Source organism: Ruegeria sp. HKCCSP351, assembly GCF_017872535.1.
GTDB lineage: Bacteria > Pseudomonadota > Alphaproteobacteria > Rhodobacterales > Rhodobacteraceae > Ruegeria.
In genome coordinates this window covers 25,975-51,483 of the sequence record NZ_JAEDOV010000002.1, presented here as the reverse complement: position 1 = coordinate 51,483, position 25,509 = coordinate 25,975, and the positions used below count along the sequence as shown (strand labels likewise).

The following is a 25,509-nucleotide window of genomic DNA, read 5'->3' as shown; positions in this document are numbered from 1 at the left end:
CGACGCCGGTATAGCAACTGGCGTCGGCGTTTTCTTTGGCAGCCTCTTCAGTCCTTAGGCGGCTGAGCGTCTTTTGTTGGGACGGCGCCGTCTGCCGCTGGACGGTTTCGCATCGCCGTTGGCCGGTTTGGGCTTGAACCCGCGACGGCGGTTGTTTTGACGACGTGCAGGTTGCTGAACCTCGACCCCTTCCGGCATGGTGCCGCTTGTGACGGGGATTTCAGTTTTCATCAGCTTCTGGATCTGACGCAGCAGGTCGACTTCTTCCGGAGCACAGAACGCAATCGCTTCGCCTTCGCGCCCGGCACGGGCGGTACGCCCGATACGGTGGACGTAATTGTCGGGCACGTCGGGCAGGTCGAAGTTGATGACATAGGCGACGCCAGGGATGTCGATGCCACGCGCGGCAACGTCGGTGGCCACCAGTATGTTCACCTCACCAGCGCGGAAGGCCTTGATCGCCCGGTCACGCTGGCCCTGGCTTTTGTTCCCGTGAATGGACGCCGCGTTGAAGCCGTCGTCCACCAGCCCTTTCATCAGCCGTTCAGCGCCGTGTTTTGTGCGGGTGAAGACCAGCGTCAGAGCATCCGCGTCCTGCGACAGGATTTCGCGCAGTTTCGACGGTTTTCCGGGTTTCGAAACAAAGTGAAGGGACTGGGTGATCTTGTCTGCGGCCTTGCCCGGAGGCGAAACCTGCACCCGCTGCGGATTGTTCAGATAGGCGCGGCTGAGCTCCTCCATCTGTTTCGGCATTGTGGCCGAGAACAGCATGGTCTGGCGGGGCGTGCCCAGTGCAGGTGCGATGCGACGCAGAGCGTGAATGAAGCCCAGGTCAAGCATCTGATCCGCTTCGTCCAACACCAGATGGCGAACCGAACCAAGGTCAACAGCGCCCCGTTCCATCAGGTCAATCAGGCGGCCCGGGGTGGCGACGAGAATATCGGTGCCTCGGGCAAGGAACATCACTTGTTTGTTGATCGACTGGCCACCTACAACTGTGGCGACTCGCAGCTTTGTTCCTTTGGTGAGGGTGCGCAAACTGTCGGCGATCTGATTCACCAACTCGCGGGTGGGGGCGAGGATCAGCGCTTTGGCTGTTTTGGGATCGGGCTTGCCGGGCTGCGCCAGCAAGTGGTCGATCAGGGGCAGGCCAAAGGCCAGTGTTTTGCCGGTGCCGGTTTGGGCCAGCCCGAGGATGTCATGCCCATTCAGGGCCAGCGGAATGGCCTGGTTCTGAATCGGGGTGGGTTGTGTGAAGTTGGCGCGTTTCAACGCGTCATTCAGTGTCGGCGCAAGGCCGAGCATATCGAAGTCGAACAAAGAATTATCCTTTACGGCCCGCAGGTTAAACCGCACGAGCAGGTGGTGACTGGCCACGTTCAGTGACCGGCAGGGTTGTGCGAGACCTCGGGATGCGCGGGCGAATCCAGCGCCATCCGGCCATCGCGTAAAGAACCCTGCGTGAAGGGGAACCGGGAGTTATGTGTTGGCGCTGTGGGGCCTGAAGCCCGACGATGCTCACGCGGTGGCGCCGTGATGAGGGGCACATGAGGGTTTCGGGGGGGAATGTCAAGGACTGGTTTTGCAGCGCGCAGGACCCTGACGCGCCGAAATCGGGTGACGCGGGTGATTTTGCACCCGATTTCGGAAATGTCAGATTTGTACACGCGTACGCGCGGGGTTTGTACAATTTGTACGCTCCGAAAGCGGTACGGCGGTAACCCTGTGTTAATCCCTCTGGTCGGTGAGGCGGTCAGGGCTTGGGAAGCCCAAAGGACGGGTCGGCGTTTTGGCCGAGGATTACCGCAGCCGGAAATTCACTGTCCGTTAACCCTCACCGTACGATCCCTGTTGCGCGACTGTTGCGTAAACCCTTGACTTTGCGCGCTTTATCCCGTATAGGTTGTGTCATGCTAGAAGAAGTGGGCAAACGGCCTCGGGGTGACCCGGTGGCCGTTTTTTCGTTTCTCTCGTGCGGAGAACACTCACGCATGAGGTCACAGGCAAACATGACTTTGATTACCCCGGAAGAGCGGATTTCCCAGACGGCTGAACTGTTGCAGTCCCTGGAAAGGTCCATTCGCGATCTGCGGCAAGCGGCAGAAGACCTGCGCAAACAGATCGGTGCCGGGGAGGATGCAGATCTTGCTGGTTCAGCCAAGCGACTCGGTCAGCTGGAGGGGCTGATCCGAAGTTGCCAGAAAGTGGAGACAAGCTTTGTCGAACAACATTACAGACAAGCCGGAATTGCCCAAGGGGGCTATGCGCTCGACCTTGAGCGGGCCCGATTTGAGATCGGGTGCAGGCTGGCTCGCCTCCGCCAATGCTGCGGTGCGGGAGAGATTTCTGAGTGAGATCGGGGAGGGGGGGCTGTGTGCCCTCCCTTTCCTGTTTGAATTCTGGGCGCTACCGCATCAATTGCCGCCCGAAGGCGACTGGCGGTCCTGGGTGATCATGGGCGGGCGTGGCGCGGGCAAAACGCGGGCAGGGGCCGAATGGGTCAGATCGATGGTAGAGGGGCCGAAACCGCTGGACAAGGGCGAGGCGTGCCGCGTGGCGCTGGTGGGTGAGACATTCGATCAGGTGCGCGACGTGATGATCTTCGGCGACAGCGGGATATTGCAATGCTCGCCCCCGGATCGGCGGCCCGTGTGGAAGGCATCCGAACGCAAGCTGATCTGGCCCAACGGGGCCGAGGCGCAGGCGTTTTCAGCACATGATCCCGAAGGGTTGCGCGGGCCGCAATTTGATGCGGCCTGGGTGGATGAGCTGGGATGTGCGGCAATCGACAAGGGCACGAACCAGCCGAACAAGTTTCTGGACCCGAAATCGTCTGAATCGCTGTTGCCTGCATATTCAAACGGGCTGCGCGACGATTTCATTCAGGTCCAGTACCTTGCGGCGACCCTTGGATATTGGAGCGACCCGAACATCAACCCGGTGTCGCAAGTCTATGGCGGGCCAATGCTGGATCTGGCGAATGCTTATGTCTGGGCGTGGGATACCCGCCCGTTTCCGACCTTTCCAAATCTGCGAAGCCAGTGGGATGATGGGGCAAACTATGACCGGGGGCATTGGCTGAACGGCCGGTCCGGCTCGCGCACGCTGGCCTCGGTCGTGACTGAGATATGCCACGCGGCAGGGGTGACGGATATCGATGTTTCCGGGCTTTACGGCGTGGTTCGAGGATATGTCATCGAAGATGTGACAAATGCGCGGTCGGCTTTGCAGCCGCTGATGCTGCGCTATGGGTTCGACGCGATCGAACGGAACGGCATCTTGCGCTTTCAGATGCGCGATGGCTATGGCGCGATTGCCCTGAACCCTGATCATTTGGCGATCAGCGGTGATCTGGATGGCACGGTTGAGCACCGGCGAGAAGCCGAGGCCGAGATGACCGGTCGCGTGCGCCTGCGCTTTGTCCAGTCGGATGCGGATCACGATCTGGTCGCGGAAGAGGCGGTTCTGCCCGAGGACAGCACGCATTCGGTCTCGGTCAATGAGATGCCGTTATCCATGACACGCACCGAAGGCCGACAAACGGCTGAGCGCTGGTTGAGCGAGGCCCGTGTTTCCCGCGATACGGTGCGGTTTGCCTTGCCGCCATCGCTGCTGCATCTGGGCGCAGGTGATCTGGTGCGGTTGTCAGAGACCGAAAACAGCCCCCTTTACCGGATTGACCGTCTGGAATCTGCCGATCTGCAATTGGTCGAAGCGGTCCGGGTTGAACAGGGTGTATATAAGGCATCGCAACTGCACGACGACCCGGCGGTTGCCAGACCCTATGCCGCGCCCGTTCCCGTGCTGCCGGTGTTTCTGGACCTGCCGCTGATCACCGGGTCAGAGATCCCGCATGCACCTTATCTTGCGGTGACCGCTGATCCCTGGCCGGGGGCCGCGACGGTTTATTCCTCCTCAACCGATGAGGGGTACAGCCTGAGTGATGTGATCCCCGGTCAGGCCATTATGGGCGTGACCGAAACGCCGCTGAGGCGCGCCAGCATCGGCGTCTGGGATGAAGGCCCGGCGGTGAAGGTGCGGCTGTTGGCCGGTCAGTTGGAATCGCGTCCGCGTGGCGCGGTTCTGAACGGTGTCAATCTGGCGGCCATCGGCGACGGAACACCCGGCAACTGGGAGGTGTTCCAGTTCTCGGATGCCACTCTAGACTCCGCCGGCGTTTACGCCCTGTCCGGGAGGTTGAGAGGCCAGTTGGGGTCGGATGCCCTGATGCCGGATGTCTGGCCGGATGGGTCTATATTCGTGTTGCTGAACAATCAGGTGCAGCAGATCAACCTGTTGCGTAACGAGCGGGGATTGGCCAAGCATTATCGCATCGGCCCGGCGACCCGTGGTTACGACGATCCGGCTTACCAGCACCTGATCGCCTCATTCGACGGCAATGGTTTGCGCCCGTATTCCCCGGTTCACCTTCAGGTGCGATCCGACGCAACCGGCGATCACCTGACCTGGGTGCGGCGCGCCCGGTTGGATGGGGATGACTGGTCAGGGCTGGAGGTGCCGCTGGGCGAGGAAAGCGAATCCTATCTTGTGCGTTTTTTTGCGGGGGGAACCGTTGTCCGTGAAGAGATGACATCCCTGCCGGGGTGGTCCTATTCGGCGGCGATGAAGGCGACAGATGGTCTGACCGGGTCATATGAGGTCGGGATTGCGCAGGTGTCGGCCATTTACGGCCCCGGTGCGATGGCGCGTCTGGTTGTCGGGTAAGCGGTCTGATGCGACCGCTATTGCACGGTGATGTAAGTGCCGCGGCGCGCGCCTTGTTGGCGGCGCCGCCACCAGAGCGGACCCGCTTATGCGTCCGGATGATCCATGAGGCGGAACTGGCCGACATACACCGGGCGCGCACGGGTCGGCTGCATCCGGTTTACGGCAATGGCTCGCTGATGGCGGTTGCGCGCAACAGGGTGCTGGCCGATGAGCCGGGGTTTGACGATTTGCAATATTGTCAGTGTTTTTCGCTGGTTCTGCACCATCTTGCCGAGTTTCTGATCACCCGGTCGCGCAGCTGACGCATTTGCTGGCAGCCAGATCCAGAGACAATCGCCCATCGGGAATACGGTCGCCGCAATCTTCGCAATACCCGTATTCCCCCTCGTCCAGCCGCATAAGCGCGGCCTGAAGGCGGCGGGTTTCGACATTGCGATTCACCTGTTGCGCCTTTGCCATCGCCTGGTTTTGCAGCGCATCCATGCGGCTGAGCCGACCAACCGCCTGCTGATCCAGTTCAACAACGGCCTGAGCCTGCTGGCCTGATGCGGACAACTGATCCAGTTCGGCCAGACGCTCGCGAATTCGTGTTTCGAAATATATGCGCTCGGACTCATTCATTTTCGTTGTATCGCGGATCACGGGTTTGCGTTTGGCCTTTTTGCCACTAAATGGCATTCTAGGCGCAGCAAAGGATCAAAAGCTATGTTTGAAAAACGCAGCCCTGTGACACCGGTCGATCCGGTCTGGGACCGTATCACATCCGAGGCCCAAGCAGCCGTCGAGACAGAACCGCTTATGGGCGGGCTTGTGCACGCCTGTATCCTGCATCACCGCAGCCTTGAGCGTGCGCTGTCCTATCGGATCGCGGCCAAGCTGTGTTCGAACGAAATGTCGATGATGGTGCTGCGCGAGATCGTGGACGAGGCCTATGCAAACGATCCCGGTTTGCTGGAAGCCGCCCGCGCCGACCTGATGGCGGTTTACGAGCGTGATCCGGCCTGCCATCGGTTGTTGCAGCCGATCCTGTATTTCAAGGGCTATCAGGCCATGCAGGCCTATCGCGTCGCGCATTGGCTGTGGCGCAAGGGGCGCTTTGATCTGGCCTACTTCTTCCAGATGCGATCTTCGGAGATTTTCGGCATCGATATTCACCCGGCCGCAAGGATCGGCAAGGGGATCATGATCGACCACGCCCATTCCATCGTCATCGGTGAAACCGCCGTGGTCGGAGACAACGTGTCGATGTTGCATTCGGTGACGCTGGGCGGAACCGGCAAGGAAGAGGAAGACCGCCATCCCAAGATCGGAGACGGTGTTCTGATCGGGGCCGGGGCAAAGGTTCTGGGTAACATCAAGGTCGGCCATTGCAGCCGTATCGCTGCCGGTTCGGTGGTGTTGCAGGACGTTCCGCCGTGCAAGACCGTTGCCGGTATCCCGGCCAAGATCGTGGGCGAGGCTGGATGCGATCAGCCGTCGATCTCGATGGACCACATGCTGGGCAAAGATCAGTAGGTCGATTGGACTAACAAAAAAGGCCGCCTCGATATTCGAGGCGGCCTTTTTTTGCGAGGTCGGTATGGCTTACGCCAGCATGACCATCGGGTTTTCAAGATTGTCGACAATGGCCTTGAGCAGTTCGGCCCCAAGCGCGCCGTCGATGACGCGGTGATCAACGGACATGGTGACAGACATCACCGTTGCCACGGTCAGCTCGCCATCATCCCCGACAACCGGTTTCTTGACGCCGGTGCCGACGGCCAGAATACCGGCATGGGGCGGGTTCACGATGGCATCGAAATTGTCGATGCCGAACATGCCCAGGTTCGAGATGGCAAAGGTGCCGCCCTGATATTCATGCGGAGCCAACTTGCGCTCGCGTGCGCGGGCGGCAAGGTCTTTCATCTCGGTCGAAAGGGCTGACAGGGATTTCATGTCAGCGTCTTGCAGGACCGGCGTGAACAACCCGCCTTCGATTGCGACGGCAACAGCCACATCTGACGGTTTCAGTTGCAGCACCCGGTCACCTGCCCAGACGGCGTTGCAGGCCGGAACCTGTTGCAGCGCATTGGCGACGGCTTTGATGATGAAGTCATTGACGCTGAGCTTGACGCCGCGACCTTCCAACTGCTTGTTCAACTGACCACGGAATTTCAGCAGCGCGTCCAGCTTGATATCGCGGCGCAGGTAGAAATGCGGGATGGTCTGTTTGGCCTCGCCCAGGCGTGCAGCAATGGTTTTGCGCATACCGTCGAGCTTGATTTCCTCGTACGGGCGGCCTTCGTACATCCGCGCGACCATATCCGCCGATGGACCAGACGGAGCTGCTGGGGCAGCTGCGGGCGCGGCGGCGGCGGGAGCAGTGGCAGGAGCTGCTGCCGGAGCGGTGGCAGTTGCGCCTTCGACATCGACCTTGACGATGCGACCATGCGGGCCGGAACCGGAAATCTGTGTCAGGTCGAGACCTTTTTGCGCAGCAATCCGGCGGGCCAGAGGCGAGGCAAAAATCCGACCGCCATCTGCCTTGGCCGGAGCGGCCGGGGCAGGGGCGGGCGCCTCGGGTGCCACTGGCGCGGCAGCCTCGTTGCCCGCGACGGCTGCGGGGGCAGCCGCCGGAGCAGCCGCCGGAGCCGTGCCGATGTCATCGGCGCTTTCGCCGTCTTCCAGCAGAACCGCGATGGCGGTGTTGACCTTGACCCCTTCGGTGCCCTCGGGAATCAGGATCTTGCCGATGGTGCCTTCGTCAACGGCCTCGAATTCCATCGTGGCCTTGTCGGTTTCAATCTCGGCCAGCAGATCACCGGAGGAGACGGTATCGCCTTCCTTGACCAGCCATTTGGCGAGCGTGCCTTCCTCCATGGTCGGGGACAGGGCGGGCATCAGAATTTCTGTAGGCATCTGTCTGTCGCTCCTTACCGGTAGGTCACTTGTTTGACGGCGGCGATCACCTCATCCGTGGTGATCAGGGCCAGCTTTTCGAGATTGGCGGCATAGGGCATCGGAACGTCCTTGCCAGTGCAATTGATGACCGGCGCGTCGAGGTAATCAAACGCCTCCTGCATCACGACCGAGCTGATGTAGCTGCCGACAGACCCCTGCGGCCAGCCTTCTTCCACTGTCACCAGACGGTTGGTCTTCATCACCGAGTTGATGATGGCGCCAGTGTCCATCGGGCGGATGGTGCGCAGGTCGATCACTTCGGCGCTGATGCCGTCTTCGGCCAGCTTGTCAGCAGCTTCCAGCGCGTATTGCATGCCGATGCCAAAGCTGACGATTGTCACATCTGACCCTTCGCGCCAGATGCGGGCCTTGCCCAGCGGAATGGTCAGGTCATCCACCTGCGGCACTTCGAAGGAGCGGCCGTAGAGGATTTCGTTTTCCAGGAACACTACCGGGTTGGGATCGCGGATGGCCGATTTCAGCAGACCTTTGGCATCAGCGGCTGAATAGGGCATGACGACCTTCAGGCCGGGGATCTGCATGTACCACGCGGCATAGTCCTGGCTGTGCTGTGCGGCCACGCGGGCCGCGGCCCCGTTGGGCCCCCGGAACACGATGGGGCAACCCATCTGGCCACCGGACATATAGAGCGTTTTAGCCGCAGAGTTGATGATCTGGTCAATCGCCTGCATGGCGAAGTTGAAGGTCATGAACTCGACAATCGGTTTCAGACCGCCAAAGGCCGAACCCACCGCGATACCGGCAAACCCGTGTTCGGTGATCGGAGTGTCGATCACGCGTTTGGAGCCAAATTCATCCAGCAAACCTTGCGAGATTTTGTAGGCCCCCTGATATTCGGCGACTTCCTCGCCCATCAGGTAGACGTTTTCATCGCCGCGCATTTCCTCGGCCATTGCATCGCGCAAGGCCTCGCGCACGGTTTCGGATTTCATTTCAGCATCCGCGGGCCAGTCGGGTGACAGGTCCACCGCCGGAGCAGCGGGGGCTGCTGCGGCAGGAGCTGGGGCCGGGGCTGCTGCGGGGGCGGTCTCGGGCGCCGCTGCGGCTGCGGGGGCTGCCGCGGGCAGGGCCGAGGCGTCTTCGCCTTCTTCGACCAGCACGGCGATAGGAGTGTTCACCTTGACCCCTTCGGTGCCCTCGGCGATCAGGATCTTGCCAACGATGCCTTCATCGACGGCTTCGAACTCCATCGTTGCCTTGTCGGTTTCAATCTCGGCCATGATGTCGCCCGAAGATACGGTATCGCCTTCCTTGACCAGCCATTTGGCCAGCGTGCCCTCTTCCATCGTGGGGGAAAGGGCGGGCATGAGAATTTCGGTTGCCATGTCTTATTCGTCCTCTCAGGCGTAAATGTCAGTCCAGAGCTCTTCGACCGAAGGCTCGGGGCTTTCTTTCGAGAATTCGGCGGCCTGATTGACGATCTCCTTGATTTCCTTGTCGATCGCTTTCAGGTCATCCTCGGTCGCGTGCTTGCCGGTCAGCAGCAACTCGCGCACATGTTCGATCGGGTCGCTTTGTTCGCGGACCTTCTGAACTTCTTCGCGGGTTCGGTACTTGGCCGGGTCGGACATCGAGTGGCCGCGATAGCGGTAGGTCTTGATTTCCAGGATATAGGGGCCTTTGCCCGCGCGGCAGTGCGCGACAGCCTTTTCGCCCGCTTCTTTGACCGCCAGCACATCCATGCCATTGACGATCTCGCCCGGAATGCCGAACGCTTCGCCGCGATGGAAGATGTCCTTGGTCGAGGTCGAGCGGGACTGAGCGGTGCCCATGGCGTATTGGTTGTTCTCGATCACGAAAATCACCGGCAAGCCCCAGATGGCCGCCATGTTGAAGGTCTCATACACCTGACCCTGGTTCGCGGCACCGTCCCCGAAATAGGTGAATGTCACGCGGCCGTTTTCCTTGTACTTGTCGGCAAATGCCAGCCCCGCGCCCAGCGGAACCTGCGCGCCGACGATACCATGCCCGCCGTAGAAGTGCTTTTCTTTCGAGAACATGTGCATCGAGCCGCCCTTGCCTTTGGACAGGCCACCGATGCGCCCGGTCAGTTCGGCCATCACGCCGCCCGGATCCATGCCGCAGGCCAGCATGTGACCGTGGTCGCGATACGAGGTGATGCGCTTGTCGCCTTCCTCTGCTGCGGCCTCAAGCCCGACAACAACGGCCTCTTGTCCGATATAAAGGTGGCAGAACCCGCCGATCAGGCCCATACCATAAAGCTGACCGGCCTTTTCCTCGAATCGGCGGATCAGCAGCATCTCGCGGTAGTATGTCTGGAGTTCTTCCGCAGAAACATTTGGTTTCTTTGTGGTTTTTCGCGCAGCCATCGTGGCGATCTCCCCCTTTCGGACAGATAGTTTAGCGTTAAACTATCTCATAAAGCATTTGAAGCTTTCTGGCGAGGGTAAATGTGACGCAGCGTTCGCCACGGCGCATCCCGGCCGAAACGCCGGGCCTGAGTTGCCTTTTCTGAATAGGGTCTTTGATCAGCGGATCACGATTTCGTCCGACCGGATCATGCCCAGAACCGAGCGCGCCTGCTGGTCCAGCAGGTCCAGATCCAGATAGGTGTCGGACAGACGCCGTGTCAGGTTTTCCATCTCGGCGATTTCGACATTCAGTTTTTCCAGACTGCGTGACAGAGCGTCCCGTTCCGCCGCAATTTCGACCCGCCGGAACAGGCCGTAATCCCCTTGAACAGCGGCAAAGGTGAAATACACACCCAGCATGAAAGCCACCGAGAAGAAGAGAACTGCACCCAAACCGGGCCGATGGGAACGGGACACTCTGTTTACCGCCGTATGAAAACTTGCCTCAATAACGGGCTCTTTCCGAGCCTCTGATCGCACTATGTCACAGGCGATTCGGGTTGTGAATCCCCTGATTCGGTTTTTTCATCAGTATTTCGTGTGCGTCCCGGTTAAAGCTCAGCGCCAGGACTGAAGCTGCTGATTTCTTGCGACCGTCTGCTCTTTCATACAGGTCCAGTAGAACATGGGCGCAGCGCTGCCGCCGCCGGATAGTTCCTTGTCGCAGGTGGCGTCCCGCGCCTTTAGCCACGCACGTTGTTCCGCCAGAAGGGCATCGCCGTTGCCACGTGCATCAGCGACCGGCTTGATCTGTTTCCACAACCGGTTGAGGTCGCGGTCAACGGCTTCCCATTGTTCCTTGGCACAGAAATTTGCATCAAGCTGTGTCTGGCCACCGCAACTGGATTGTGCTGTTGCAGGCCACGGCATTGCGAGAAGGACGAGCAGGTATAGTGACCTCATGACATAATCCCCCGTTCAAATAGGGGATAATACCATGAACCGTGACAAGCGGCCAAATGCGATCAGTGCTGCTTATTGTTCCAGCGCAGCGACACCGGGCAGGGTTTTGCCTTCCATCCATTCAAGGAATGCACCGCCTGCGGTCGAGATATAAGTGAAATCCTTGGCCGCCCCCGACGCATTCAGCGCCGCAACCGTGTCACCGCCACCCGCGACCGAAATCAGCTGACCCGACCGGCTGAGTGCTGCGGCTTTCAGGGCCGCGGCATTGGTGGCTGCGTCGAACGGCTCCAGCTCGAACGCGCCCAGCGGGCCGTTCCAGATCAGGGTCTGGCTTTTGTCGAAAATCGCGGTAATCGCGGCGACGCTTTCAGGGCCCGCGTCCAGGATCATGCCATCCGCAGGGCATTGATCGGCGGGCAGAACCTTGTGGGGCGCGTTGGCCTCGAATTTCTCGGCCACTACAACGTCACGCGGCAGGACGATCTGGCAGCCCGAGCTTTCGGCCTTGGCCAGAATTTCGGCGGCGGTGTCCTTCATCGCAGTTTCAGCCAGTGATTTGCCAACGCTGATACCTTGGGCGACAAGGAATGTGTTTGCCATACCGCCACCGATCACCAGATAATCGACCTTGTCGATCAGGTTGCCCAGCAGTTCCAGCTTGGTCGAGACCTTGGCGCCGCCGACAACCGCCGTTACCGGTCGCTTGGGCGCACCCAGCGCGCTTTCCAGCGCCTGCAACTCGGCCTGCATCAGGCGGCCCGCACAGGCGGGCAGCAGACGGGCGATGGCCTCGGTCGAGCTGTGGGCGCGGTGCGCGGCTGAAAACGCATCGTTGCAATAAATATCCCCCAGCTTGGCCATGCCAGCGGCCAGATCGGCGTCGTTTTTGGTTTCGGCCGCGTGAAAGCGGGTGTTTTCCAGCAGTAGGACCTGACCGGGCTGCAAGGCAGCGGCGGCCAGTTCCGCCTCGGCCCCGACGCAATCGGCAGCAAACAGAACCTTTGCGCCAAAAGCGCTTTCCAAAGTCGGGACCAGTTGTTTCAGTGACAGGCTTTCACGCCGTTCGCCACCGGGACGGCCAAAATGAGCCAGAAGGATCGGTTTGCCGCCAGCGGCCAGAATATCGCGCACCGAGGGGACGATCCTTTGAATGCGGGTGGCGTCGGTCACAACACCGTCAACCACGGGCACATTGATGTCCACACGCACCAGCACGCGTTTGCCGTTCAGGTCCATATCGTCCAGTGTTTTCCAGCCCATTGTGTGATCCTTGTCATTGGCAACCGATTTAGGCGGTTCTTTTCCTGCATTTTGCCCTCAGGTCAATGCGTCACTTGGCATTCGCACGCGTGCGTCATAGGTATTTGCGCAAGATAAACGACAGGAGGGCCTCATGGCCGAGATCAAAGACCCCGAAAACACAATCATCATCGAGCTGAAAGGCGGCAATGTCGTCATCGAGCTGCTGCCGGATGTAGCGCCTCTGCACAGTGCGCGGATGAAGGAACTGGCCCGTGGCGGTGAATATGACAATGTGGCCTTTCACCGTGTGATCGACGGTTTCATGGCGCAAACCGGCGACGTGCAGCATGGCGATATGGAAGACGGGTTCAACCTGCGCATGGCGGGCACCGGCGGTTCGTCGCTGCCGAATGTTCCGGCAGAATTTTCCAAGCTGCCCCATGATCGCGGCACGCTGGGCGCGGCGCGCTCGCAGAACCCGGATTCGGCCAATTCGCAGTTCTTCATCAACTTCAAGGACAATCACTTCCTGAATGGTCAGTACACGGTCTATGGCCGGGTCATCGACGGTATGGAGCATGTGGACGCCATCGTACGCGGTGAGCCGCCTGCAAGCCCGGACCGCATGATCAGCGTCAAGGTGGCCGCAGATGCATAAACTGGCTGCGGCTTTTGCCCTGCTGGCGAGCCCGGCGCTGGCCAGCGGTTTGCAGATCGAGGTCGAAGGGGAAGGGGCCAATGGCACAATCTCGATCGACCTGTTCGAAGATGTGGCACCCCAGCATGTGGAACAGATCACCGCTCTGGCTGCTGACGGTCAGTATGACGGCGTCGTGTTTCATCGCGTAATCGATGGCTTCATGGCGCAAACCGGCGACGTGCAATACGGCAACTCGGGCGCGGACGGCTTCGACATGCGTTATGCCGGGCGCGGCGGGTCGGATCGCGCGGATCTGCCTGCCGAGTTCTCGGACGTGAGTTTTGACAGGGGTGTTGTCGGCATGGCCCGGTCCAGCGATCCGGATTCAGCCAATTCGCAGTTCTTCATCATGTTCGCCCCCGGCCCGTTTCTGGACGGCCAGTATACCGTGGTTGGTCAGGTGACAGACGGTATGGATGTGGTTGACGCGATCAAGCGGGGCGAAGGCCAGAACGGTGCGATCATCGGTGCACCGGATGTGATGAAAAAAGTCACCGTTACCGAATAAGATGATTTAGCCCGGCTTAAGCGCCGGGCTTTTTCTTTGGTCTATTGGTCTATTGGTCTATTGGTCTATTGGTCGATGAAGTCGCGGATGGCACGGGTATAGGCACCAGGATCCTGAAAAGATGCGAAGTGGCTGACATCTTCCAGAACAAGCAACTTAGCGCCCGGAATCGCGTCAGCAATTGCTTGTGAATGCGCCATCAGAATGGCCTCGTCATGTACGCTTTGAACCACGAGTGTCGGGACGGTGATCGATGACAGCGCCTCAAGCCCGCCGGTTTTTTCGGTGCCCCACATGGTGGCAACCCCACCAAGGAATGCCTCGAACCCGTCAGGGGTGGGGGACATGGCCGCATAATCTTGGGCCATCATGCCCACGTAAGTGCCAAACACCTCGTTGGTTTCCACCGAAGGATCGATCCCGTCCAGCGTGACATTGCCTGCGTGGGCAAAGTGACTGGCCAGCCGATCCGGGTTGGTGGTCGAGATTGAATACCCGATATTTGCCCCGTCGGACCAGCCGACCAAGTGCACCTGATCGACCCCCAGATGATCCAGCAGCGCCAGATAATCCTGCGACAACAACGCGTAGGAATAGGGGCTGCCATCGTTGGTGGATCGTCCATGGCCGCGCGTATCCGCCACAATCACCCTGTGGTCCTGCGACAGGTCGGCAACCTGCGTGGCCCAGACATCGCCATGGGCAAGCCCGCCGTGGATCAACAGAACCGGGGTGCCGCCCGCATCGCCATACGTGGCGTAATACATGTTGATGCCGTTGATCTCTGCCGTGCCCGCCTCGGTGGCGGCGGGCATCTGGGGGACTTGCGGGATGCTCAGCCATTTGTCTTCGGCCCAGCCTGCCGTCGCGGCGCAGCTTAGGAAAAATGCTGTGGTAAATATCTTCATTGTATCCTCCCGTTGAACCAAAGGCCGTGACCTAGCCAGATTTGACGGAAGGATACCGTGTTTTTCAGTAAACGGGATAGTTACCTTTCCCGCGCGGATCAGTCATCCGAGGACATTGCTTTCCAGATCAAAGCACCGATTGCGCCGCCAATCAGGGGGGCTACCCAGAACAGCCAGAGCTGAGCCAAAGCAGGGCCGTCGGCAAACAAGGCAACGCCGGTCGAGCGCGCCGGGTTGACGGAGGTATTCGTCACCGGGATTGAGATCAGGTGGATCAGGGTCAGCGCCAGACCGATGGCAATCGGAGCGAACCCGGCAGGTGCCTTGTCCGACGTCGCGCCCAGAATGATCAGAATGAAGAAAGCCGTCATCACGATTTCGATGATCAAAGCCGACATCAACGAGTATCCCTGTGGCGAGGCCTCACCATACCCGTTTGACGCGAACCCACCGACACCAGCGAAATCGGGTGCGCCACTGACGATCAGGTACAGAACCACTGCGGCGGCAATTGCGCCAATGACCTGTGCAACCCAATAGGGCAGAAGGTCTTTGGCCGGAAACCGTCCTCCAATCATCAGGCCCAAACTGACCGCCGGGTTGAAATGCCCGCCCGAGATTGGGCCGACTGTATAAGCCATCGTCAAAACTGTAAGGCCAAAGGCAAAGGAAACACCAAGCCAACCGATGCCGACATCTGCGACACCAGCCGCCAGAACGGCACTGCCGCACCCCCCTAGAACCAACCAGAACGTGCCGAAGAACTCGGCAAGTAGTTTCGATGACATAGAAAATCCTCCGCCCAATAATGAGGTTAACCGTAATTCAAGAATTAACTTATGTTAAATTGTTGCGAACGGGGAATTTTTTACGACGCTTCCTCAATCGGGTCAGAACTGACCTCTGTGCCATAGAGCGGGATCAAGATGAAAAAGCTTAGACAGCTGTTCATAGATTGCCGGGTCAGAGGATTTCAGTTCCTTCGGCCGTTCAAAGAACACTTCGACCGAAACGGCAAAGAATTCTTCGTGCCCTTCCGCGCCGTAGGGATCGATTACTGTGGGTTTTCCGTTTTCCACGGCATGAACATGTGCCTTATAACCGTTCAGAAAGGCGGTTTCCCACTCGCCAAAGCTTTGGCCATTGCTGAGCACGGGAACACCATTGGTTGCGCCCGAGAGGTCATCAAGCTGGTGCGCGAACTCGTGAAAGACGACGTTCCGGCCATCGTGATCATTCAGGGCACCGCGCTGGCTGTGGGTCCAGGACAGGATCACGGGGCCGCGGTTCCAGCTTTCCCCGCTGCGGATGATTTCCTGTTCGGTGACGACATAGCCACTGTGACGGCGCTGTTTTGATTTGAAGGCACCGGGGTAAACCAGAATGGTCGTCAGGTTGTCGTACCACTGGTCCGTATTCACCACGAGCAGACAGGCTTGGGCGGCAATCGACACCTGCATGTCTTCGGTAACGTCCAGCCCGTCGCAGCCGACGAAATCGACCTGATCAAGGAACAGGTTGATCTTTCCTTCCAGCGCCCCGCGCAGGTCTTTGGGCAGTTTCCGGATTATCGGCACCTGAGCGCTCACAATATCGCGCTGGTGCTGGGACAGCGACGTGGCCAGCAAGGTCAGGCGGGATTGTCTTTTCGACCAGAAGTGAAAGGCCGCAGCGCCAGCGATCAGCGCAACAACCGTCAGAAAAAGCAACATGGATCGACTGTAGCGCGATCAGAAAGGGACGAAAACGGGAATCCCGACCCCAAACGGTCGCGCAATAGAAAAGACGCCACGGGTTGCCCCACGGCGTCCTGACAAGAAATGCAGTCTGCTTACTGTTTGACTTCTGCCGCCGGGTTCGATCCGGCTTTGGCGCTGCGGCCGGGGTTGAGAGGGTCGTCCTGACGCTGAACCGAGCCTTCGAAATGCGCGCCGCTCTCGATGGCAATGGTCTTGTGGATGATGTCGCCTTCGACCCGGGCCGTCGATGTCAGGCGAACCTTGAGGCCACGCACGCGGCCAACGATGCGACCGTTGATCACAACGTCATCTGCGGTGACTTCACCCTTGATCGTTGCCGATTCACCAATGGTCAGCAGATGGGCGCGGATGTCGCCTTCGACGGTGCCTTCCACCTGAATGTCACCGCTGGTCTTGATGTTGCCGGTGATGTGCAGATCCGAGGACAGGACCGAGGCCGGCGGCTTGGGCTTGGGTGCCATTGCAGGTTTCGCGTCAGCCGGAGCAGGGGCCGCTGGGGTCGCCGGAGCGGCAGGTTTGGCCGCCTCAGGTGCTTTGGGTGCGGGCTCGTTGATTTTGCTTTTAGAAAACATTTTTCGCAGCCTTGATGTAAGTCATTGGGTTTACGGGATTTCCGTTCACGCGCACCTCATAGTGCAGATGCGTGCCGGTGGACCGTCCGGTGCTACCCATATCAGCAATATGATCCCCGCGCGAGACCCTTTGGCCGACCTTTACGTTGATCTTGGTGTTATGAGCATAAAGTGTCTCAATTCCGAACGCGTGCTTGATTTTCACAAGGCGTCCGAAGCCTGATTGCCAGCCGGCATGCGTGACCACACCATCAGCGGTCGCGAATATATCTGTGCCTTGCGGTCCTGCAAAATCGACACCGTTATGCTGCCGACGACCACCGGACTTGGGGTCACGCCGGTTGCCGTAGCCACTGGTGAAACGCACGGCAGAATGTACGGGATTGGCGAAGGGGGCCTTTTCCGCAGCAATCCGGTACAGGTTCAGCTGATCCATCTGGCGCAGCAACGTGTTTGCGCGGACTTCTTCGGGCGAAAGCTCGTCTTCTTCGCCGCGTGTGCTAAGGGATAAAGGGGTCAGCGGACCGCCCATACCGCTATATCCGCGCCGGACCTCTTCGATGATGCGATCGGTGGGCATTCCGGCCTGACGGAACATCTTGTCCAGAGGTTCGACCGAGATGACCATCGCCTCTTCCAGCTGGCGGAAGATTTCGTCGCTGCGTTCCTGCATAAGACGGATTTCAAGTTCCAGATCGTCCCGCTGTTCCAGCGCGTCCTGCGCGTTGGAGGCGATCAGATCGCGTTCTTTGGCGGTCCGCGCCAAGGCGTCGGTCATGAAGGCCATCTGTACCGGGGCGCTGGAAACCGCGGCATACATATCAGAGCCGCTGGTGTCCTGTTTCAATTGGGCCAGCTCTGAGCGCGCCTCTTCTCGCTGTTTCATCGTGGCGCGCAATGTCGTCTGGATAACTTCGATACCTGTCTCAAGCTCGCGGCGACGGTTTTCCGAGGCCAGCAGTTCCGACTGCATCGCGGAAATCTGGTCCAGCGCGGCATTGAACCGGTCCTGAGCGGCCAGTGCTTCATGTGCGCGGGAATCGCGTTCTGCCGACAGGGTGTTCAGGCGTTCCTGATAGATGGCTTGATCGCGCTTTGCCTGTTCCCGGAAATTCCCGGCCCCGATGCTGTCCATCAACAGTATGGCTGTCGCAACCGCTGTCCATCCGACCATGACGGCAACTCCGGCCACTGCGACCACCTGAGTTTCCGAACTGAGCCGGATAAACCTTGTGTCCTTGTCGGATTTCAGAAAGACCCGGCGTTCCGGGAAATGCCTCTCAAGCAGTGAGTGCAGTTTAATTGTCAGACGTGTTCGCACGCGCCCTACCTTTCATCCCCAAGATCGGAACCGGTCGTGAGTGCCTGCCGTCCCTTGCGCCGATTGCATAAAGCGGCAGCGGCGTTCGGGCAAGTTTGTTGACCAATCAAGTGCAAACGGCGCTGAAATCTCCCAAAGATCGGCGAGATTTTGCCGAAAATAATGCAGAAGTGTCAGTTCGAGAGGTCTCCGGGCGCGGGCAGGTCTTCGGTCAGGGGCCAGTAGAAATCGGGGGGCAACCCGGCTTCGGCCCGTTTTTCTTCGTTGAAGGGCGGTTTGAGAACACCGTGGAAATATCGCCGGACCAGCGCGTGAAACACATCCTTGGGGTCGGCATTTTCGCGGCCGCACAGGAAGTGGAACCATTTTGAGCCGTAAGCGACGTGGCCGACCTCTTCGGCATAGATTACCTCGAGCGCGGCGATGGCCTGCTCGGCCTTGGCCTTGCGGAATATCTCGATCATGCCGGGGGTCACATCCAGCCCACGCGCTTCGAGCACCATGGGAACAACGGCCAGCCGTCCCATCAGGTCGTCTGCGGTGTCCTCGGCCGCGCGCCACATGCCTGCATGGGCGGGCAGGGCGCCATAGTGGCTGCCCATCTGTTCCAGACAATCGCAGACCATCTCGAAATGGCGCGATTCTTCTTCGGCGCATTTCACCCAGTCATCATAGAACCCGATGGGCATGGGAACATGTCCAAAGCGCGCGATGATGTCCCAGTGCAGATCGACGGCGTTCAGCTCGATATGGGCAACCGCGTGTAGCAGGGCAATGCGCCCGGCCTCGGTACCCGGTTTCCGTTTGGGTACCTCACGCGGAGACAACAGCGCGGGCTTGTCCGGGCGCGCGGGGGACAGGGGCGGTGATGCGGTGCCGATCTCGATGGGTTCACCCTCGGCCTTGCGGGAGGCAAACCACGCGGCGGCATGGGCTTTGGACAGGGCGGTTTTGGCCCGCCCGTCCGCTGTTGTCAGAACCTCTGTCGCCATCTGTGTCAGTGTTTTGGGCACCGGGTCGCTCCGCCTTTGGCATGTCAGCGCGGGTGATAGACCGGATGGCGCGGCAGGTCGAGGGGGGCTTAGGTCGCCTTCACCGCTTCCAGCACCTCATCCACATGGCCGGGCACCTTGACCTTGCGCCAGACCTTGGCAATGCGTCCTTCGCTATCAATGACAAAGGTTGATCGCTCGATCCCCATCGATTTCCGGCCATACATGTTCTTTTCAACCCATACGCCATAGTCCTCGCAGACGGTCGAGCCTTCGTCCGACAACAGCGGAGTGGTCAGCCCGTGTTTGGCGACAAACTTGTCATGCTTGGCGACGCTGTCCCGCGAAATGCCGAAAACGTGAGCCCCTGCATCGGTAAACGCCTGAAGCTGCTCTGAGAAACCGATGGATTCCTTGGTGCAGCCCGGCGTATCATCACGGGGATAGAAGAACAAAACCACGGTGCCACCGCGCAACGCCGAAAGCGTCACCTCGCCACCGCCGTCGCGCGGCAAAGTGAAGTCGGGGGCGATGTCTGAAACGTCGGGCATTGGAAACTCCGCTAAAGGTTTTTAAAGGCTGCCCATCATCATAGGGCAACGCGTGCGGGTTGGAAGGCGTGGATAGCAAATTGAAGCAGCACGAAGACGACGACGAAGTAAAGCCGGGCAAGCCCGTGCGAAGTCGGTCGCGCCACCGCACTGCTGGTCTGTGGGCCATGCGTGGGGCCATTGTGCTGGTGCTTCTGGCGTTGTTCACCGGTTTCATGGTCGTGGGGCAGAGGATGCACGCACCTGTCTGGCTGCGCGACAGGGTCGAAGCCCGGCTGGAACGGGCGCTAGGCGGGCTGCAAATCCGGTTTGGAGACGCCAGTTTCATCATCCACGAAGGCTGGCGCCCCCGTCTGCGGCTGACCGATGTTGCCATCAGTGACGCGGCAGGCCAGCAGATTGCGCAGGTTTCTGACATGCGCGCCAGCCTGGCCATGCGCCCCTTGCTGCGCGGTCGGGTCCGGCCCAAGCGCATCATTCTGAGTGGCGCGCAGATCACCATGACCCGCGATCAGGACGGGGCGCTGACCCTGACCGTAGGATCCGGCAGCGCGCCGGTTCAGGAAGCGCCGAACCTTGCACAACTAATCGAGGCCTCGGACGAGGTGTTTCAGTCTCCGATCCTGTCGGCACTGACCTCGGTCGAATTTGATGCGATTACGCTGGATTACCGCGACCTGCGACAGGGGCGGTCGTGGGTTCTGGACGGTGGGCATCTTCAGGCGAACCGCAGTGGCAACGAAGTGCGGCTTGCGACCGGGTTTTCGGTTCTGTCGGGGCGTGACTATGTCAGCAGTATCGAGGCCAACTATACCAGCGTACTGGGCACGCTTGCCGCCAGCTTTGGCATCTCGGTCACCGATCTTCCGGCCGAGGACATAGCAGGCCAAAGCCCCGCCCTTGCCTGGTTGCAGGTTCTGCGCGCACCGATTTCAGGGGCCTTGCGCGGCAGTGTCGATGAAAACGGGGCCACAGGAACCGTGTTCGCAACCCTCAATCTGGGGGCCGGGGCGGTGCAGCCCAACCCGGAAACGCGCCCGGTTCCTTTCGAATCTGCCCGCACGTATTTCACCTATGACCCGAAAGCCCAGATGCTGGACTTCAATGAGGTGTCGGTGGTGTCGGCCTGGGGCGAGGTTCAAGCCGATGGAAAGGCGTTTCTGCAAGGGGCTGAGGATGGTGTGCTGGACAGTCTGGAGACGCAGTTGCGCTTGTCCGGGATCAATGTGAACCCGGCGAACCTGTTCCCAGAGCCGATTCAGCTGTCGCGCGCCAGCGTGGATTTCAAGATGGCGTTCAACCCGTTCCAGCTGCGCCTTGGCCAGATGACCATCGAAGATCCGGGCCACACCGTGCGCGCCTTCGGGGAATTGCACGGGCGTCCCGATGGCTGGGCTGTGGCGCTGGATGCCCATCTGGATCAGATGAGCTCGGACAATGTTCTGAGCTACTGGCCCGAGCGTCTGGCACCGAAGCCACGGGAATGGGTGACGGAAAACCTCTATCAGGGGGTTCTGTCAGACATGGATTTCGCCCTGCGTCTGGAGCCCGGTTCCAAACCGGATCTGTATCTTGATTTCGGGTTCGATCAGGCCAAGGTCCGCTTTGCCAAGACCCTGCCGCCGATCGAGAATGCGCAGGGGCAGGCCAGTCTGATCGACAGCCGGTTTGCGGTCACTGCGCAGCACGGGGTGGTGATCGCCGATGACGGGGGGAGTGTGGATGCCGCGGGGACGTCCTTCATCATACCTGACACGGATATCAAGAAATCCGCACCCGGCATCGCGCGTATTCAGGCAAAGGGCAGCGTGACCTCTGCGTTGTCGCTGCTGGACCGACCGCCGCTGGAATTGCTGAGCAAGGCCGGGTTGCCCGTTGACGTTGCCACAGGCACGGTTGCGTTGACCGGAACGCTGTCCCTGCCGTTGAAAAAAGAGTTGAAGTTTCAGGATACCGAATTTCACTTCAGCGGTACGCTGGCCAATCTGTCCAGTGACCGTCTGGTGCCGGGATTTTCCGTAAGTGCCCCGATGCTGGATATTTCCGGCAATCAGTCGGGTGTTCAGATTCAGGGACTGGGTCAGTTCGGCGATGTACCGCTAGAGGCACTTTGGCAGCAACCCATTGACGGCGAAACTGAACAGCGCAGCACCTTGACCGGCCAGATCGAACTGTCCCCGCGTCTGATGGATGAGATCAGGGCCGGTCTGCCGCCGGGGATGCTGACGGGCAAAGGAACTGCCGATATTACACTGGGCCTGGGCGCTGGGGTACCTCCGAAACTGTCTGTTGTTTCGGACCTTCAGGGCGTGGCACTTGCCATCCCCGAACTTGGCTGGCGCAAGGCAGCGAACACCACGGGATCGCTGACTGCGGACGCGACGTTGGGCGCGCAGCTGAAGGTGGACGACCTGCGGATCGATGCAGCGGGACTGCGCACAACCGCATCCATTTCCTTTCACGAAAACGGTGAATATGACCGCGTCCAGTTCAGCTCGTTCGACCTGGGGGACTGGCTTGCGGTTCCAGCGGAGCTGATCGGGCGGGGGGCTGCTGTCCCGGATATCCGCGTCTTAGGCGGTGTGCTGAACATGGGGCGTGCGAATTTCGGGGAAAGCGGCGGAGGATCGGGTGGCGGCGGGGCCCCCGGGCCGAAGCTGGACGTGGCACTGGACCGTCTTCAGGTCACCGAAACTGTCGCGCTGACAGGATTCCGGGGGGCGTTCCAGACAACCGGTGGCGTAAATGGCGCCTTCACAGCGCGGGTGAACGGCGGTGCGGCTGTTTCCGGTCAAGTGACCCCGCGAGGAAATCGAAGCGCCGTTGACCTGACGTCGAAAGACGCGGGGGCCGTTTTGCGATCAGCCGGGGTTCTGACACAGGCGCGCGGCGGTGATCTGGACCTGAAGCTTGAGCCAGTAGCTGCGCCCGGCAGTTACGACGTGATCCTGAAGATCGTTAATACCCGGATCACCGATGCCCCGGCCATGGCCGCGATCCTGAACGCGATCAGCCTTGTTGGTCTGCTGGACGAGATGGCCGGGCAGGGGATCTTCTTTTCGGCGATTGACAGCCGCATGAGGATATCGCCCACCGACATCAAAGTGCTGAGTGGCAGCGCTGTTGGCCCGTCAATGGGGCTTTCGTTTGATGGCACAATCGACACCGTGAACAGCCTGCTGAACCTGCGGGGGGCGATTTCACCGATTTACCTTCTAAATGCCGTTGGCAGCGTATTTACCCGCAAGGGTGAAGGCGTCTTTGGGTTCAATTACACGCTCACCGGGCCGATATCCTCGCCCAAAGTCGCGGTGAACCCTCTGTCCGGTCTGGCGCCCCTGTTTCTGCGTGATCTCTTGCGTCAGCCTGCGCCAACGGTCTCGGACGGCCCCAATGCTGCGCCGGTGGAACCAGACGAGCCGAAACCGACTTTTGGCTCTCCTCCCAGTGACCGCTGACGGGATATGGCAGAATCTTTTGCGGGGTTGTAAGGCGCGGTCATGAAGCTCAGCGATTTTGATTTTGACCTGCCCGACGACCTGATTGCCACGCGGCCTGCCAGCCCGCGATCCTCTGCGCGCCTGCTTGTGGCGCAGGGGGGTGCTACAGTGGACAGCCACGTGTTCGATCTGCCCGATTTTCTGCGGCCAGGTGACCGACTGGTGCTGAACGACACGCGCGTTATCCCGGCGCGCCTGAACGGGCGGCGCCACAGGGACAGCGCGCAAGGCCCGGTTTCCGCCGGGATCGAGGCCACTCTGCTGGATCCGCAAGCCGATGGCACCTGGTCTGCGCTCATCAAGCCGCTTAAGAAAGTGAAGCCGGGGGAAGTGATCGTGTTTTCGGCCGATCTGAGCGCGACGCTGGATCGGGTGGAAGACGGGCAGGCCATTTTGCGCTTCAATCTTAGCGGAGAAGATTTCGACAAGGCGCTGGATCAGGCCGGTGCGATGCCGTTGCCGCCCTATATCGCCGCCAAACGTCCGGCGGATGAGCAGGACAAGACGGATTATCAGACCATCTGGGCCCGCAGGTCCGGTGCGGTGGCAGCCCCGACCGCCTCGTTGCATTTTGACGATGCCCTGATGCAGGCTTTGTCGGACCGGGGTGTCGCCGTCACACATGTGACCCTGCATGTCGGCGCCGGAACCTTTTTGCCGGTCAAGGTCGAGGATGTGACAACCCACAAGATGCATGCCGAATGGGGGCAGGTCAGCGCCGAGGCTGTTGCCGAGATACAAGCCACCAAAGCTGCGGGCGGGCGTGTCATCCCGGTGGGCACCACCGCCCTGCGCCTGATCGAAAGTGCTGCGCGTTCGGGCACGATCGAACCGTGGGAAGGTGACACCGATATCTTCATCTATCCCGGTTTCCAGTTTCATGTGACCGATGCGCTGATGACAAATTTTCATCTGCCGAAATCCACGTTGCTGATGCTGGTTTCGGCGTTGATGGGTCAGGATCGGATGCGCGAGGTTTACGCCCATGCCATTGCGCAGAACTACCGGTTCTTTTCTTATGGCGATGCGTCGCTTTTGATCCCCGGATAGGCGCGCATACGGCATCACCGACAGGGAATGTCGTAGACAAGCGCGATGGAAGCGGTCTTTGATCGCAGAACAAAACTCAAACAAGGTTGGCACCTATCGGAGGCCCAAATGATTCAGGTTCTGTCCAGCGCATGGGCATTGTTGCTCGGCATGGGGTTGCTGATGGTCGGAAACGGCCTTCAGGGCACGATCCTGGGTGTTCGCGGACAGCTCGAGGGGTTTTCGACCCTTGAGATGTCTTTTGTAATGTCAGCTTATTTTGTTGGTTTTCTGGGCGGTTCACGGCTTGCGCCCGAGATGATCCGGCGTGTTGGCCATGTGCGGGTCTTTGCTGCACTGGCGTCTTTCATTTCTGCCGTGATGATCATGTATCCGATGCTGGCAGACCCGATTGCATGGGTTCTGGGGCGCGTGGTGATCGGGTTCTGTTTCTCGGGTGTTTATGTCACTGCGGAAAGCTGGCTCAACAATTCAGCCAATAATGAAAACCGCGGGCAGGCCCTGTCGCTTTACATGATTGTTCAGATGTTGGGAATCATCGGCGCGCAGGGCCTTTTCCTGTTGGGCGACCCTGCCGGATACGAAACATTCGTGATCGCCTCGATCCTTGTTTCGGTTTCTTTCGCACCGATTTTGCTGTCAATTTCACCAACCCCGGCGTTCGATACCACCAAGCCGATGACGCTGCGGGAGCTAATGAAAAGCTCTCCGTTGGGGTGTGTGGGCATGTTTCTGCTGGGGGGCGTGTTCTCGGCGCAGTTCGGGATGTCTGCGGTTTATGGAGCTCAGGCCGGATTGTCCTTGGTTGAAATCTCGGCGTTTGTGGCGGCGTTCTATGTTGGGGCAATTGTCCTGCAATACCCGCTGGGCTGGTTCTCCGACCGGATGGACAGGCGTTTCCTGATCCTATTGGCTGCGGCAACCGGGGCAGTTGGCGCTGTCAGTGGTATGCTTTATGGCTTTTCCTTCGAAATCCTTCTGGCGTCTGCTTTTGTGATCGGCGGAATGACCAACCCTCTGTATTCATTGCTGATTGCGCACACCAACGATTTTCTGGAATACGAAGATATGGCCGCAGCGTCCGGCGGCCTGATCTTCATCAACGGCCTTGGGGCAATTACCGGACCTGTTATCACAGGTTGGCTGATGGGTGACGCAGTGTTCGGCCCGCCGGGCTTTTTCCTGATCATCGCCGTATTGCTTGTCGCATTGGCCGCCTATTCGGTCTACCGGATGACCCAGCGTGCAGCAGTTCCTGTTGACGAAACCAGCACCATGTCGACGCTCTATCCCACCGCGTCGCCCGTTGCATTCGAGGTCGCACAGGAAGTTGCCATTGAGGCGGCAGAAGCCGAGTTCGAGGAAGGCGCGCGCGAAACCGCTTAAGACACGAAATTATGTCGGTTGTGTTGCAATATGTTACTGTAACAGTTCTGTA

Annotated in this window: 24 protein-coding genes; 9 read left to right on the top strand and 15 right to left on the bottom strand. The window is 59.7% G+C overall.

Annotation, left to right across the window (positions count from 1 at the left end; genetic code table 11):
- Nucleotides 1–54: 54 nt before the first annotated feature.
- On the bottom strand, nt 55–1,320 hold the full coding sequence (locus I9182_RS04385; RefSeq protein WP_209596791.1) for a DEAD/DEAH box helicase: 1,266 nt from the start codon (nt 1,318–1,320) through the stop codon (nt 55–57).
- Nucleotides 1,321–2,009: 689 nt separating this feature from the next.
- Between I9182_RS04385 and I9182_RS04380 the strand changes: the two genes are divergently transcribed.
- The 3 genes from I9182_RS04380 (at nt 2,010) to I9182_RS04370 (ending at nt 5,030) form a co-directional block, all read left to right on the top strand.
- A complete protein-coding gene (locus I9182_RS04380) occupies nt 2,010–2,354 on the top strand; it encodes a hypothetical protein (protein ID WP_209503580.1) in 345 nt (114 codons plus the stop codon).
- Between the two features lie 100 nt (nt 2,355–2,454).
- Entirely contained in the window at nt 2,455–4,725 is a 2,271-nt protein-coding gene (locus I9182_RS04375; protein ID WP_245222497.1) for a glycoside hydrolase TIM-barrel-like domain-containing protein, read from the top strand.
- 8 nt (nt 4,726–4,733) lie between these two features.
- Nucleotides 4,734–5,030 carry a hypothetical protein gene (locus tag I9182_RS04370; RefSeq protein WP_209596789.1) on the top strand — a complete coding sequence of 99 codons (297 nt, stop codon included), beginning with the start codon at nt 4,734–4,736 and terminating at the stop codon, nt 5,028–5,030.
- Here the strand turns inward: I9182_RS04370 and I9182_RS04365 are convergent.
- Nucleotides 5,011–5,406: a TraR/DksA C4-type zinc finger protein gene (locus I9182_RS04365; protein ID WP_348540377.1), complete on the bottom strand. Its 396-nt coding sequence runs from the start codon at nt 5,404–5,406 to the stop codon at nt 5,011–5,013. The two genes, I9182_RS04370 and I9182_RS04365, sit on opposite strands and share 20 nt — an antisense overlap.
- A gap of 27 nt (nt 5,407–5,433) precedes the next feature.
- On the opposite strand from I9182_RS04365, the gene cysE reads away from it, so the two are divergent.
- Nucleotides 5,434–6,243 (top strand): serine O-acetyltransferase, encoded by an 810-nt coding sequence (gene cysE / locus I9182_RS04360; protein WP_209503587.1) that lies wholly within the window; start codon nt 5,434–5,436, stop codon nt 6,241–6,243.
- Between the two features lie 69 nt (nt 6,244–6,312).
- Here the strand turns inward: cysE and I9182_RS04355 are convergent, their stop codons facing one another.
- The 6 genes from I9182_RS04355 to I9182_RS04330 form a co-directional block, all read right to left on the bottom strand.
- A complete protein-coding gene (locus I9182_RS04355; RefSeq protein ID WP_209596787.1) occupies nt 6,313–7,626 on the bottom strand; it encodes a pyruvate dehydrogenase complex dihydrolipoamide acetyltransferase in 1,314 nt (437 codons plus the stop codon).
- Nucleotides 7,627–7,640: 14 nt separating this feature from the next.
- Nucleotides 7,641–9,014: a pyruvate dehydrogenase complex E1 component subunit beta gene (locus I9182_RS04350; protein ID WP_209596785.1), complete on the bottom strand. Its 1,374-nt coding sequence runs from the start codon at nt 9,012–9,014 to the stop codon at nt 7,641–7,643.
- Between the two features lie 15 nt (nt 9,015–9,029).
- Nucleotides 9,030–10,019, bottom strand: a complete 990-nt coding sequence (gene pdhA, locus I9182_RS04345; protein WP_209503593.1) for a pyruvate dehydrogenase (acetyl-transferring) E1 component subunit alpha — start codon at nt 10,017–10,019, stop codon at nt 9,030–9,032.
- 159 nt (nt 10,020–10,178) lie between these two features.
- Entirely contained in the window at nt 10,179–10,478 is a 300-nt protein-coding gene (locus I9182_RS04340) for a septum formation initiator family protein (protein WP_209503595.1), read from the bottom strand.
- A 141-nt stretch (nt 10,479–10,619) separates the two neighbouring features.
- Nucleotides 10,620–10,964 (bottom strand): lysozyme inhibitor LprI family protein, encoded by a 345-nt coding sequence (locus I9182_RS04335; protein WP_209596783.1) that lies wholly within the window; start codon nt 10,962–10,964, stop codon nt 10,620–10,622.
- Between the two features lie 72 nt (nt 10,965–11,036).
- The gene (locus I9182_RS04330; RefSeq protein WP_209596781.1) at nt 11,037–12,227 is read right to left on the bottom strand and encodes a phosphoglycerate kinase; all 1,191 of its coding nucleotides are present in this window, start codon (nt 12,225–12,227) and stop codon (nt 11,037–11,039) included.
- Between the two features lie 133 nt (nt 12,228–12,360).
- On the opposite strand from I9182_RS04330, the gene I9182_RS04325 reads away from it, so the two are divergent.
- Both I9182_RS04325 and I9182_RS04320 read left to right on the top strand, forming a co-directional pair.
- Nucleotides 12,361–12,867, top strand: coding sequence for a peptidylprolyl isomerase (locus tag I9182_RS04325; protein WP_209503601.1), 507 nt, complete (start codon nt 12,361–12,363; stop codon nt 12,865–12,867).
- Nucleotides 12,860–13,417: a peptidylprolyl isomerase gene (locus tag I9182_RS04320; RefSeq protein WP_209503603.1), complete on the top strand. Its 558-nt coding sequence runs from the start codon at nt 12,860–12,862 to the stop codon at nt 13,415–13,417. Before I9182_RS04325 ends, I9182_RS04320 begins: the two co-directional genes overlap by 8 nt.
- A gap of 65 nt (nt 13,418–13,482) precedes the next feature.
- On the opposite strand, the gene I9182_RS04315 is transcribed toward I9182_RS04320, so the two are convergent.
- From I9182_RS04315 to I9182_RS04285, 7 genes are all read right to left on the bottom strand, one after another.
- On the bottom strand, nt 13,483–14,325 hold the full coding sequence (locus I9182_RS04315) for an alpha/beta fold hydrolase (RefSeq protein ID WP_209596779.1): 843 nt from the start codon (nt 14,323–14,325) through the stop codon (nt 13,483–13,485).
- Between the two features lie 98 nt (nt 14,326–14,423).
- Nucleotides 14,424–15,113 carry an aquaporin Z gene (gene aqpZ, locus I9182_RS04310; protein ID WP_209503607.1) on the bottom strand — a complete coding sequence of 230 codons (690 nt, stop codon included), beginning with the start codon at nt 15,111–15,113 and terminating at the stop codon, nt 14,424–14,426.
- A gap of 102 nt (nt 15,114–15,215) precedes the next feature.
- Nucleotides 15,216–16,037, bottom strand: a complete 822-nt coding sequence (locus tag I9182_RS04305; protein WP_209503609.1) for a M90 family metallopeptidase — start codon at nt 16,035–16,037, stop codon at nt 15,216–15,218.
- A 119-nt stretch (nt 16,038–16,156) separates the two neighbouring features.
- On the bottom strand, nt 16,157–16,657 hold the full coding sequence (locus I9182_RS04300; RefSeq protein WP_209596778.1) for a polymer-forming cytoskeletal protein: 501 nt from the start codon (nt 16,655–16,657) through the stop codon (nt 16,157–16,159).
- On the bottom strand, nt 16,647–17,978 hold the full coding sequence (locus tag I9182_RS04295; RefSeq protein WP_209503613.1) for a M23 family metallopeptidase: 1,332 nt from the start codon (nt 17,976–17,978) through the stop codon (nt 16,647–16,649). Before I9182_RS04295 ends, I9182_RS04300 begins: the two co-directional genes overlap by 11 nt.
- Before the next feature lie 173 nt (nt 17,979–18,151).
- Nucleotides 18,152–18,970, bottom strand: a complete 819-nt coding sequence (locus I9182_RS04290) for a ferritin-like domain-containing protein (protein ID WP_209597550.1) — start codon at nt 18,968–18,970, stop codon at nt 18,152–18,154.
- An 89-nt stretch (nt 18,971–19,059) separates the two neighbouring features.
- Nucleotides 19,060–19,521 carry a peroxiredoxin gene (locus I9182_RS04285; protein WP_209596776.1) on the bottom strand — a complete coding sequence of 154 codons (462 nt, stop codon included), beginning with the start codon at nt 19,519–19,521 and terminating at the stop codon, nt 19,060–19,062.
- Nucleotides 19,522–19,589: 68 nt separating this feature from the next.
- On the opposite strand from I9182_RS04285, the gene I9182_RS04280 reads away from it, so the two are divergent.
- The 3 genes from I9182_RS04280 to I9182_RS04270 all read left to right on the top strand — a co-directional run bounded on the left by I9182_RS04280 (nt 19,590) and on the right by I9182_RS04270 (nt 25,457).
- Nucleotides 19,590–22,979, top strand: a complete 3,390-nt coding sequence (locus tag I9182_RS04280; RefSeq protein ID WP_348540376.1) for a DUF3971 domain-containing protein — start codon at nt 19,590–19,592, stop codon at nt 22,977–22,979.
- Nucleotides 22,980–23,021: 42 nt separating this feature from the next.
- Nucleotides 23,022–24,071 carry a tRNA preQ1(34) S-adenosylmethionine ribosyltransferase-isomerase QueA gene (gene queA, locus I9182_RS04275; RefSeq protein WP_209596772.1) on the top strand — a complete coding sequence of 350 codons (1,050 nt, stop codon included), beginning with the start codon at nt 23,022–23,024 and terminating at the stop codon, nt 24,069–24,071.
- A 108-nt stretch (nt 24,072–24,179) separates the two neighbouring features.
- A complete protein-coding gene (locus tag I9182_RS04270) occupies nt 24,180–25,457 on the top strand; it encodes an MFS transporter (RefSeq protein WP_209596770.1) in 1,278 nt (425 codons plus the stop codon).
- Nucleotides 25,458–25,509: the final 52 nt, after the last annotated feature.

What these genes read in the sequence shown, in the direction of transcription:
- I9182_RS04380 (WP_209503580.1), top strand. Translation starts at nt 2,010, where the DNA reads ATGACTTTGATTACCCCGGAAGAGCGGATTTCCCAGACGGCTGAACTG.
- I9182_RS04375 (WP_245222497.1), top strand. Translation starts at nt 2,455, where the DNA reads ATGGGCGGGCGTGGCGCGGGCAAAACGCGGGCAGGGGCCGAATGGGTC.
- I9182_RS04370 (WP_209596789.1), top strand. Translation starts at nt 4,734, where the DNA reads ATGCGACCGCTATTGCACGGTGATGTAAGTGCCGCGGCGCGCGCCTTG.
- I9182_RS04365 (WP_348540377.1), bottom strand. Translation starts at nt 5,406, where the DNA reads ATGCCATTTAGTGGCAAAAAGGCCAAACGCAAACCCGTGATCCGCGAT.
- cysE (WP_209503587.1), top strand. Translation starts at nt 5,434, where the DNA reads ATGTTTGAAAAACGCAGCCCTGTGACACCGGTCGATCCGGTCTGGGAC.
- I9182_RS04355 (WP_209596787.1), bottom strand. Translation starts at nt 7,626, where the DNA reads ATGCCTACAGAAATTCTGATGCCCGCCCTGTCCCCGACCATGGAGGAA.
- I9182_RS04350 (WP_209596785.1), bottom strand. Translation starts at nt 9,014, where the DNA reads ATGGCAACCGAAATTCTCATGCCCGCCCTTTCCCCCACGATGGAAGAG.
- pdhA (WP_209503593.1), bottom strand. Translation starts at nt 10,019, where the DNA reads ATGGCTGCGCGAAAAACCACAAAGAAACCAAATGTTTCTGCGGAAGAA.
- I9182_RS04335 (WP_209596783.1), bottom strand. Translation starts at nt 10,964, where the DNA reads ATGAGGTCACTATACCTGCTCGTCCTTCTCGCAATGCCGTGGCCTGCA.
- I9182_RS04330 (WP_209596781.1), bottom strand. Translation starts at nt 12,227, where the DNA reads ATGGGCTGGAAAACACTGGACGATATGGACCTGAACGGCAAACGCGTG.
- I9182_RS04325 (WP_209503601.1), top strand. Translation starts at nt 12,361, where the DNA reads ATGGCCGAGATCAAAGACCCCGAAAACACAATCATCATCGAGCTGAAA.
- I9182_RS04320 (WP_209503603.1), top strand. Translation starts at nt 12,860, where the DNA reads ATGCATAAACTGGCTGCGGCTTTTGCCCTGCTGGCGAGCCCGGCGCTG.
- I9182_RS04315 (WP_209596779.1), bottom strand. Translation starts at nt 14,325, where the DNA reads ATGAAGATATTTACCACAGCATTTTTCCTAAGCTGCGCCGCGACGGCA.
- aqpZ (WP_209503607.1), bottom strand. Translation starts at nt 15,113, where the DNA reads ATGTCATCGAAACTACTTGCCGAGTTCTTCGGCACGTTCTGGTTGGTT.
- I9182_RS04305 (WP_209503609.1), bottom strand. Translation starts at nt 16,037, where the DNA reads ATGTTGCTTTTTCTGACGGTTGTTGCGCTGATCGCTGGCGCTGCGGCC.
- I9182_RS04300 (WP_209596778.1), bottom strand. Translation starts at nt 16,657, where the DNA reads ATGTTTTCTAAAAGCAAAATCAACGAGCCCGCACCCAAAGCACCTGAG.
- I9182_RS04290 (WP_209597550.1), bottom strand. Translation starts at nt 18,970, where the DNA reads ATGGCGACAGAGGTTCTGACAACAGCGGACGGGCGGGCCAAAACCGCC.
- I9182_RS04285 (WP_209596776.1), bottom strand. Translation starts at nt 19,521, where the DNA reads ATGCCCGACGTTTCAGACATCGCCCCCGACTTCACTTTGCCGCGCGAC.
- queA (WP_209596772.1), top strand. Translation starts at nt 23,022, where the DNA reads ATGAAGCTCAGCGATTTTGATTTTGACCTGCCCGACGACCTGATTGCC.
- I9182_RS04270 (WP_209596770.1), top strand. Translation starts at nt 24,180, where the DNA reads ATGATTCAGGTTCTGTCCAGCGCATGGGCATTGTTGCTCGGCATGGGG.